Raw genomic sequence first — 9,484 nt, 5'->3', positions numbered from 1 at the left:
GGCGCCACCACCACCACCGGCCCGGAGCCCGCCGGGATCGGCAACACCTGCTCGGTGGGCTCGAAGTGCAGCGGACCCACCACGACAGCCTCGGGTGGCCAGTCCGGGCGGGGCACCTCCAACGCGGGCAGGGTGGCGATCAGCCGGCGCAACGGTCCCGGGTCGCGGGCCGGCAGGCCGATCCCCGCCCGAGCCGCCGCACGCTGCCGCAAGCCGGCCCGCCAGGATCGCGCCGTCAGGGCCCGCATCACGGCGTCCCGCAGCCGGCCGCGCACCCCGGTGCCCGGCGCCAGCCCGGTGCCCACCGGCGGCAGCCCCTTCGACGGCAGGTACAGCGGATGCGGATTGAGTTCGATCCACGGGATTTTCAACAGCTCGGCCGCCATGCCCCCGCAGGCGGTGATGACGTCGGACACCACCAGATCCGGCGCCAGATCCCGCAGCCGCGGAAGGTTCTGCACCGCCATCCGGGCCGCCCGCTGATGGATTTTGGCCCCGGCATCGTGGTCGTCGTCGGCCGCGGTGGGATCGAGCCCCGCCAGTTCGACGGCGTCGATGCCGGCGGCGCGGGCGGTGTCAAGCCACTCGGACCCGGTAAGCAGGATCGGTCTGTCGCCGGCCGCGATGAAGCACTGACACAGCGCGATCGCGGGAAACGAATGGCCGGGATCCGGCCCGGCGACCACCGCGACGCGCACGGCCTTACCCTGCCACAGCTGCGGGCCACTACGCTCGTGACCATGACCGAACAGACTGCCCAGAACACAAGCACGGTCGAGGTCTTCCTGAATGCGCTGGCCGACGAGGACTTCGACACCGCCGGCTCGGTGTTGGCCGACGATCTGGTGTACCAGAACGTCGGGCTACCGACCATCTACGGCCGCGACCGGGCGATGAAGCTGTTTCGGCGGATGGAGGGCCGCGCCGCGTTTGAGGTGAAGATTCACCGGGTCGCCGCCGACGGCGCCGCGGTACTCACCGAACGCACCGATGCGTTGATCTTCGGCCCGCTGCGGCTGCAGTTCTGGGTCTGCGGCGTGTTCGAGGTTCACGACGGGCGAATCACACTGTGGCGCGATTACTTTGACTTCTACGACATGCTCAAGGCGACCGTGCGCGGCGTGGCCGCGCTGGCGATCCCGTCGCTCAAAGCGACGCTCTGACGCACCGACGACCCAACCGTTGACTCTGCGCTGACGGCGCACCCTACTCGCACTTTTGCGCAGTAGGCGCAGAATCAACGGCCGCTAAACCCGCGGCAGCCCGCCGAGTTCGTCGAACGCCTGCGCCCACCCGGTCAGACGGTCCGTCGCACCGACCAGTTCGTCGCGGTAGCGCTGCCGCGACACCGGCGACGACGGTGCCGGGTCACCGTTCGCCGACGACACCAATTGCGCTGCCGCGGTGACCATTTCGTTGTACTGACGAACACCGGTGCTCAACTGCGCGGTGAACGCGTTGATGGTGGGCACCAGGTATGCCCGGGATTGCGGTGTCGAGGCCACCGCCCGCTCCATCGACACCACCTCCGCGGCGGTGGCGGCCATGGCCGCAGCGGTCTGGTTGGCCGCGGCGGTCAGGTCCCCGATTTCAGCGGCCGGCAACATGTTGCCCCGTTCGATGACGCCCAGCAGCGAGAAGAAGCCGCGTTCGGAAGCGCCCAGCGCGAACATTGCCGACCGCGCGGCCGAACCCGGCGGGGGCAGCCGACGGCTGCTGGCGGGCCGTTGCGCCGGCAGCGGCTCTGCACGCAGCCAGCGGTAACGCAGCAGGAACCACGTCGCTGCAAACGCCTGCACGGCAGCGATCAGACCGGTGACCTCCAGCAGCAACGCGAACCAGCCCCATGCCGCCAGCAGCGCCGTCACCACTGCCCAAAAGAGGCACCCGGCGCCGAAGATCAGACCCCACCGCAGCGCACGGCGACGGCGACGCAGCAGCCGGGCCCGCGGATCGGCGGCGGCGGTGATCTTGTGCGCGAGGAGGTCAGAAAGCACGCCGGCGGTGTCGAAAGCACGCTGCAGCAGTGTCCGCAACTGCCCGCCGGCCATGGCGCTCTGACCCGACCTCACCGCCACCTCGCCTCCCCGCGCCTACTGCTGGCCGAGGGGCTTCTCGGCGGCGCCATCCCCGGTGGTCGCCGGGGTGTTTGGAGTGGCCGCATTGCCCGCTGCCGGTAGCGCCTCGCCGCGCATCGACGCGCGGATCTGCTCCAATCGGGAGTGCCCGGCCATCTGCACGGAGGCCTGCTCGACCTCGAGCATGCGGCCCTGCACCGAATTCTGAGCGAGTTCGGCGGCGCCGAGCGCGCTGGCGTAGCGACGTTCGATCTTCTCGCGCACCTCGTCGAGGCTGGGTGTGTTGCCCGGGGCGGCGATTTCGCTCATTGACTGCAGCGACGCGCTGACCTGCTCCTGCATCTTGGCCTGCTCGAGCTGGCTGAGCAGCTTGGTGCGCTCGGCGATCTTCTGCTGCAGCACCATCGCGTTCTGCTCGACGGCCTTCTTGGCTTGCGCCGCGGCTTGCAATGCCTGGTCGTGAAGTCCCTTGAGATCCTCAACGTTGTGCTCGGCGGTCACCAGCTGCGCCGCGAACGCCTCGGCGGCGTTGTTGTACTCGGTGGCCTTGGCGGTGTCGCTCCCGGCGGTGGCCTGGTCGGCCAGCGTCACCGCCTGCCGCACGTTGACTTGCAGCTTTTCGATGTCGGCCAGTTGCCGGTTGAGCCGCATTTCCAGTTGGCGCTGGTTGCCGATCACTTGCGCAGCTTGCTGGGTGAGCGCCTGATGGGTGCGCTGTGCTTCCTCGATCGCCTGCTGGATCTGCACTTTGGGGTCGGCGTGCTCGTCGATCTTCGCGTTGAACAGCGCCATCAGGTACTTCCACGATTTGACGAACGGATTGGCCATGGGTGAGCTCCGCCTTCTTTCGTGTCAGTCTGGTGCGGTTGCCGTGACCCTCAATTTATCGGTTGGCGCCGATCGTCACACGCTGTTACGCGTGCGCCCGACAATGATTAGGCGACGACCATCGAGGCCACCGGTCCAATGACGACCTTGGTGCCCGGCTCGATGTTGGCCGCGCTGGGTGCGGCAGCCTTGGCGAGATCCTGAGTGGCCTCCCGACGGTACAGTTGCGCGCCGGCGTCGACCAGCACCTCCGACAGCCGGACATCCAGGGCATCGCAGATCGCGTTGAGCAGCTCGCTGGACGCCTCCTTGCGGCCCCGCTCGACCTCGGAGAGGTATCCCAGACTCACCCGTGCCGTATCGGACACCTCGCGCAAGGTGCGCTTCTGCGATGTCCGGGCCCGGCGCAGCACGTCGCCGATGACCTCACGCAACAATGACGGCATGGTGCTCTCCTCGGTCCGGTAAGGCAGGTCGACAGCGATCATTTAGGTCAACGCCGGCGGCCGGCCCATTGGTTCCCCGCCGGGGCATGCCGGTCAGGGCGCAGCGGATCGTGCGCGAACGTCTCTGGCCGCCGACGCGACGTAGTCGACACCGGTGACGACGGTCAGCACGATGGCCACAGCCATCACTGCCGACGCTGCGACCAGCCACGATCCCGACAGCGGCAGCACGAACAACCCGATCGCCACCGCCTGCACGAGCGTCTTGAGTTTGCCGCCCCGGCTGGACGGGATGATGCCGCGGCGCAGCACCGCGAACCGTAGTGCGGTGATGCCGACTTCGCGCACCAGGATCAGCACCGTGACCCACCAGGCCAGGTCATGCAGCATCGACAGCCCGATCATCGCCGCACCTATCAGCGTCTTATCGGCGATGGGGTCGGCCATCGTGCCGAACTCCGTCACCATGCCGTAGTTGCGAGCCAGCGCGCCGTCCAAGCGGTCGGTAACCACCGCAACCGCGAAGATCACGAAAGCGACGATGCGGCTAGGGGTTTCGTGGCCGTCGCCGGCGAACAACGCCAACAGGAAGATCGGCACCAGCACCAGCCGCAGCAGGGTCAGCATGTTAGCGACGTTGGTGACGCGCACACGCGGGACCAGCGGACCGGTTTGCGGCTGCCACGACACGGCAAACAGACTATCGGTTACCTCCCCGCTGGGCCCAATGGCGGCGACCCGCCAAGCCCAAGCCGATACTGTTCAACCCGTGAACGCAGCGGTGGTCCGGCGTGCCCGCACCTCCGACGTCTCGGCGATCAAGCGGCTGGTGGACACCTACGCCGGCAAAATCCTGCTGGAGAAAAACCTGGTCACGCTGTATGAGGCGGTCCAGGAGTTCTGGGTGGCCGAGCAGGAGGGCGAGGTGGTCGGCTGCGGGGCGCTGCACGTGCTGTGGTCCGATCTCGGCGAGGTGCGCACCGTAGCCGTCGACCCCACCATGACGGGCCGCGGCATCGGCCATGCCATCGTCGACCGGCTGCTCGAGGCCGCCCGCGATCTGCAGTTGCAGCGGCTGTTCGTGCTGACCTTCGAGACCGAATTCTTCAGCCGGCACGGGTTCGCCGCGATCGACGGCACGCCGGTCACCGCCGAGGTGTTCGAGGAGATGTGCCGTTCCTATGACCTCGGTGTCGCGGAGTTTCTGGACTTGAGCTACGTAAAGCCGAACACCCTGGGTAACTCGCGGATGCTGATGGTGCTCTAGATCGCCGAGCGCTAGTCGCCGTCCGCCCCGGCACCCCGGACGGACGCCAGCGTCGCGGCGAGTTCGTCGGGTTTGACCAGCACGTCACGCGCCTTGGACCCTTCGGAGGGCCCCACGATGCCGCGGGTCTCCATCAGGTCCATCAGCCGGCCGGCCTTGGCGAACCCGACCCGCAGCTTGCGCTGCAGCATCGACGTCGAGCCGAACTGACTGGACACCACCAGCTCGACGGCCTGCAGGAACACGTCCATGTCGTCGCCGATGTCGGGGTCGACGTCGGTGCGCTCCCTGGCGGGCTTGGCGGCGGTGACGCCCTCGGTGTACTCGGGTTCGGCCTGCTCCTTGCAGGCGGTGACGACGGCGTGGATCTCCTCGTCGGTGATGAACGCGCCCTGCAGGCGGATCGGCTTGCTCGCGCCCATCGGCAGGAACAGCCCGTCGCCCATCCCGATCAGTTTCTCGGCACCGGCCTGGTCCAGGATCACCCGGCTGTCGGTGAGCGACGACGTCGCGAACGACAGCCGGGCCGGCACGTTGGTCTTGATCAGGCCGGTGACCACGTCGACCGACGGCCGCTGGGTGGCCAGCACCAGGTGGATGCCCGCGGCGCGGGCCTTCTGGGTGATCCGCACGATGGCGTCCTCGACGTCACGCGGCGAGGTCATCATCAGGTCGGCCAGCTCGTCGACGATCGCCACCACATACGGGTAGGGCCGGTATTCGCGCTGGCTGCCCAACGGCGTGGTGATCTCGCCGGATCTCACCTTGTGGTTGAAGTCGTCGATGTGGCGCACCCGCGACGCCTGCATGTCCTGATAGCGCTGCTCCATCTCCTCGACCAGCCAGGCCAGCGCGGCGGCGGCTTTCTTCGGCTGGGTGATGATCGGGGTGATCAGGTGCGGAATGCCTTCATACGGCGTCAGTTCCACCATCTTCGGGTCGATCAGGATCATCCTGACCTCCTCCGGGGTGGCCCGGGCCAGCAGCGAGACCAGCATCGAGTTGATGAAGCTGGACTTCCCGGATCCGGTGGCGCCGGCTACCAGCAGGTGCGGCATCCCGGCCAGGTTGGCGGAGATGAAGTCGCCTTCGATGTCCTTGCCCAGCCCGATCACCAACGGATGGTGATCGCGGCGGGTCGACCGCGCGGTGAGCACGTCGGCCAACCGCACCATTTCCCGGTCGGTGTTGGGCACCTCGATGCCGACGGCCGACTTGCCAGGGATCGGCGCCAGCATCCGCACACTCTCGGTGGCCACCGCGTAGGCGATATTGCGGTGCAGCGCAGTGATTTTCTCCACCTTCACGCCCGGGCCCAACTCCACCTCGTAGCGGGTGACGGTCGGGCCGCGGGTGCAGCCGGTGACCGCCGCGTCGACGTTGAACTGCTCCAACACGGACGTGATCGCATCGGCCATCTGGTCGTTGGCGGCGCTGCGCCGCTTGGGCGGATCTCCGGCGACCAGCAGGCTCAGCGACGGCAGGGCGTACGGCCCCTCGACAACCCGGTCGGTTACCGGCGTTTCGTGTTTGGCTTTCCGGCGGCTGCGCGACACGGCGGGCTCCGGGACCGTGGGAGCGTCGTCGGCGGCGGCGAGGTCGCTGCCCGATGGCCAGGCCTGCGGTTCATCATCGCCATAGCCCGACGGGTCGTCGTAGTAACCGTCGGAGAAGTCCTCGGCCGCAACGTCTTCGGCGTCGTCATACTCCGGCTCGGCGAAATAGCCGCGGTCGAACACCCAGGTGCCGAACATCGCGCGCACCGTGTCGGGCACCTCGCGGATCGTGGTGCCGCTCAGCAACAGCAACCCGAACAGCGCGCCGATGAACAACAGCGGCGCGGCGATCCACACGCTCAGTCCCTCGGAAAGCGGTCCGCCGATGGCGAACCCGACGAAGCCCGCCGCATGCCGGCGCCCATCGGGGGTGTCCGGCGAGCCGGCCCACAAATGCCACAGGCCCAGCACCGGCACTGTGACCATCGCCGCGCCGAGAACCAGCCGTGGTCGGGCGTCCGGGTTGGGCCCGGTGCGCATCAGCAGCACCGCCACGGCGACGGTGAGCACCGGCAGCACCACGACGGCCGAACCGATCAACGTCCGCAGTATCGAGTCGACCCAGGCCCCGACCGGCCGGGCGGCGTCGAGCCAACAGCTGGCCGCCACCACCACGGCGAGCGCCAGCAACCCCAGCGCGATCCCGTCGCGGCGGTGACCCGGGTCGATGTCGCGCGCCCGGCCTACAGATCGTGCCGCGGTGCCGGCGCCCTTGGCCACCATCAGCCAGGTCGCACGCGCTCCCCGCCCGCAAGCCAGGCAGGTGGTGGCGATCAGCGACTGGTTGCGGCGTCTGACCGGCTTGCTCGGCCCCTTGGATTGTCTCCGCCGCGGCCGCGCCGACCGGGAACTACCCCGCGACCTGCTCGTTCGACTGCTGGAGCGGGCGACGGTCTTACTAGGCATGACCGCAAGCCTAGTCGCTAACACACCATCTACACCATCCGCCACACGGGTCACAGAAACGTGTCAGTTCGGCAATCGGCACGGGACGCAGGATGACCAACGTCAGACCCGCCTGAGTAGGGTGGACGCCTGTCCGGTCTATTTCATGGCGGCGACCCGCTGCGCCCGGCTCCGCCGCGCTTGCGATCGCTGCGACTCAGTGAGGAGTTCATCGCATGCCCGTCGTCGTCGTCGCCACCTTGACCGCCAAGCCGGAGTCGGTCGACACCCTCCGCGACATCCTGACCCGCGCGGTCAACGACGTCCACGGCGAGCCGGGCTGTCAGCTGTACTCCCTGCACGAATCCGGTGACACCTTCGTCTTCGTCGAGCAGTGGGCCGACGCCGGCGCGCTGCAGGCCCATAGCACCGCGCCGGCCGTCACCACGATGTTCACCGACGCCGGCGGGCACCTGGCCGGCGCACCCGATATCAAGATGCTCACCCCCATCGTCGCGGGTGACCCGGCCAAGGGTCAGCTGCGCGCCTGATGGGCCCGCTAACCGGAAAGGTCGCGCTGATCACCGGCGCCGCCCGCGGCCAGGGTCGCGCCCACGCGCTGCGACTGGCGTCCGACGGCGCCGACATCATCGCCATCGACCTGTGCGATCAAATCGCCAGCGTGCCGTACCCGCTAGCCACCCCCGAGGAGCTGGCCGACACCGTCAAGCTCGTCGAGGACACCGGCGCACGCATCGTGGCCCGTCCCGGCGACGTCCGCGACCGCGGCTCGCTGGGCGCCGCGGTGCGGGCGGGTCTCGACGAGTTCGGCCGGCTGGACATCGTGGTGGCCAATGCCGGTATCGCCCCGATGCAGGCCGGCGCAGACGGCTGGAGCGACGTCATCGACGTCAACCTGACCGGTGCGCACCACACCGTCGAAGTCGCGACGCCGACGATGATCGCCCAGGGCGACGGTGGGTCGATCGTGCTGATCAGCTCGGCTGCGGGACTTGCCGGTATCGGCAGCGCCGACGCCGGTTCGATCGGCTACACGGCGGCCAAGCACGGCCTGGTCGGATTAATGCGTGTGTATGCCAATCTACTTGCACCACATAGTATTAGGGTTAATTCGGTGCATCCGACCGGTGTTGACACGCCGATGATCAACAACGAGTTCACCCGCCAGTGGCTGGCCGACCTCATCGCGGAGTCCGGGTCGCCGCCCGACATGGGCAACGCGCTGCCGATACAGGTACTGCAACCCGATGACGTCGCCAACGCGGTGGCATGGCTGGTGTCCGATCAGGCACGCTACATCACCGGTATCACCCTGCCGGTCGATGCCGGCTTTTTGAACAAGCGGTGACGATGGCACGAAATCCCGCGGCACAGACCGCTTTCGGCCCGATGGTTATGGCGGCCATCGAACACAACGAGCCGCCCGGGCGACGGCTGGTGGACGACGACCTGGCGGGCCGGTTTCTGCCGGCGCCGCTGCGATTGCTCGTCGGGGCGACGCGACCCTCGGTGCCCCGACGCCTGCTCATCAGCGTCATGGACCGCACCGGCCCCGGGCTGTGGACCAACATGACCTGCCGCAAGCGCTACATCGCCGACAAGCTCGACGAAGCACTCGGTGACATCGACGCGGCGGTGGTGCTGGGCGCCGGATTGGACACCCGCGCTTACCATTTGGCACGACGTAGCCGCATCCCGGTCTTCGAGGTCGACCAACCGGTCAACATCACCCGCAAGGCGGCGGCGGTACGCCGGGTGCTGGGTGCGCAGCCGCGCTCGGTCCGGTTGGTGGCGTTGGACTTCGAGCGTGACGACTTGCTCACCGCACTGGCCGAGCACGGCTATCGCACCGCCTATCGCGTGTTCTTCATCTGGGAAGGTGTAACCCAGTACCTCACCGAGGATGCCGTCCGCGCCACCCTGGAGGGGCTGCGCCCGGTGGCACCGGGCAGCCGGCTGGTGTTCACCTACGTCCGCCGGGATTTCATCGACGGAACTAATCGATACGGCACCCGCACGTTGTACCGAACCGTGCGGCAGCGCCGCCAACTGTGGCACTTCGGAATGGAGCCCGGGGACGTCGCTGGTTTTCTCGACGACTACGGGTGGCGGCTGGTGGAGCAGGCCGGGCCCGATGAGTTCGTCCGGCGGTATGTCGAGCCGACGGGCCGCAACCTTTCCGCGTCACAGCTGGAATGGTCGGCCTACGCCGAAAAGCGCTGACCTTCCCCTACTCGCCGAGCTCTAAGCCTCAATCCGTGGATGGGTAATTTCCAGCGTTCGCTTGCGGATTTCGGTGGGGTGCGGTCGGGCGTGGATGTAATGGGGCGTGCGTGATCTGCTGGCTTGTACCAGCTTTTCCTTTGTGGGTTCCTCGGGTCGGGCCTGGGATGGCCGGGCTGG

9 protein-coding genes and 2 pseudogenes are annotated in these 9,484 nt (G+C 68.0%); 5 read left to right on the top strand and 6 right to left on the bottom strand.

The genetic code is table 11. The features are described 5' to 3' along the window. Positions 1–698, bottom strand: a pseudogene (locus ACRDTL_RS19415) (glycosyltransferase); the annotation flags it as partial. Between the two features lie 42 nt (positions 699–740). On the opposite strand from ACRDTL_RS19415, the gene ACRDTL_RS19410 reads away from it, so the two are divergent. Continuing rightward, positions 741–1,163: a limonene-1,2-epoxide hydrolase gene (locus ACRDTL_RS19410; RefSeq protein WP_431508323.1), complete on the top strand. Its 423-nt coding sequence runs from the start codon at positions 741–743 to the stop codon at positions 1,161–1,163. A gap of 84 nt (positions 1,164–1,247) precedes the next feature. Here the strand turns inward: ACRDTL_RS19410 and pspM are convergent, their stop codons facing one another. The 4 genes from pspM to pgsA form a co-directional block, all read right to left on the bottom strand. Beyond that, positions 1,248–2,078: a phage shock envelope stress response protein PspM gene (pspM, locus tag ACRDTL_RS19405; RefSeq protein ID WP_431508322.1), complete on the bottom strand. Its 831-nt coding sequence runs from the start codon at positions 2,076–2,078 to the stop codon at positions 1,248–1,250. A 15-nt stretch (positions 2,079–2,093) separates the two neighbouring features. Continuing rightward, the gene (pspA, locus tag ACRDTL_RS19400; RefSeq protein WP_431508321.1) at positions 2,094–2,906 is read right to left on the bottom strand and encodes a phage shock protein PspA; all 813 of its coding nucleotides are present in this window, start codon (positions 2,904–2,906) and stop codon (positions 2,094–2,096) included. A gap of 107 nt (positions 2,907–3,013) precedes the next feature. Then, the gene (gene clgR, locus ACRDTL_RS19395; RefSeq protein WP_431508324.1) at positions 3,014–3,352 is read right to left on the bottom strand and encodes a transcriptional regulator ClgR; all 339 of its coding nucleotides are present in this window, start codon (positions 3,350–3,352) and stop codon (positions 3,014–3,016) included. Between the two features lie 93 nt (positions 3,353–3,445). Next, entirely contained in the window at positions 3,446–3,979 is a 534-nt protein-coding gene (pgsA, locus tag ACRDTL_RS19390) for a CDP-diacylglycerol--glycerol-3-phosphate 3-phosphatidyltransferase (RefSeq protein WP_431508320.1), read from the bottom strand. A gap of 100 nt (positions 3,980–4,079) precedes the next feature. On the opposite strand from pgsA, the gene ACRDTL_RS19385 reads away from it, so the two are divergent. Continuing rightward, entirely contained in the window at positions 4,080–4,619 is a 540-nt protein-coding gene (locus tag ACRDTL_RS19385; protein WP_431508319.1) for an amino-acid N-acetyltransferase, read from the top strand. Positions 4,620–4,630: 11 nt separating this feature from the next. Here ACRDTL_RS19385 and ACRDTL_RS19380 read toward each other — a convergent pair. After that, a pseudogene (locus tag ACRDTL_RS19380) lies at positions 4,631–7,141 on the bottom strand (DNA translocase FtsK 4TM domain-containing protein); the annotation flags it as partial. Positions 7,142–7,296: 155 nt separating this feature from the next. Between ACRDTL_RS19380 and ACRDTL_RS19375 the strand changes: the two are divergent. The 3 genes from ACRDTL_RS19375 to ACRDTL_RS19365 are packed head-to-tail and all read left to right on the top strand — an operon-like array spanning position 7,297 to position 9,304. Next, positions 7,297–7,611 (top strand): putative quinol monooxygenase, encoded by a 315-nt coding sequence (locus ACRDTL_RS19375; RefSeq protein ID WP_431508318.1) that lies wholly within the window; start codon positions 7,297–7,299, stop codon positions 7,609–7,611. Then, complete coding sequence (locus tag ACRDTL_RS19370; protein ID WP_431508317.1) at positions 7,611–8,429, top strand: mycofactocin-coupled SDR family oxidoreductase; 819 nt, start codon at positions 7,611–7,613, stop codon at positions 8,427–8,429. Before ACRDTL_RS19375 ends, ACRDTL_RS19370 begins: the two co-directional genes overlap by 1 nt. A 2-nt stretch (positions 8,430–8,431) precedes the next feature. After that, positions 8,432–9,304 (top strand): SAM-dependent methyltransferase, encoded by an 873-nt coding sequence (locus tag ACRDTL_RS19365; protein WP_431508316.1) that lies wholly within the window; start codon positions 8,432–8,434, stop codon positions 9,302–9,304. Positions 9,305–9,484 lie beyond the last annotated feature (180 nt).

It is taken from the genome of Mycobacterium sp. (assembly GCF_050700595.1).
In the GTDB taxonomy this organism is placed as follows: Bacteria; Actinomycetota; Actinomycetes; order Mycobacteriales; family Mycobacteriaceae; genus Mycobacterium.
This window is presented reverse-complemented; position numbering and strand designations above follow the sequence as displayed.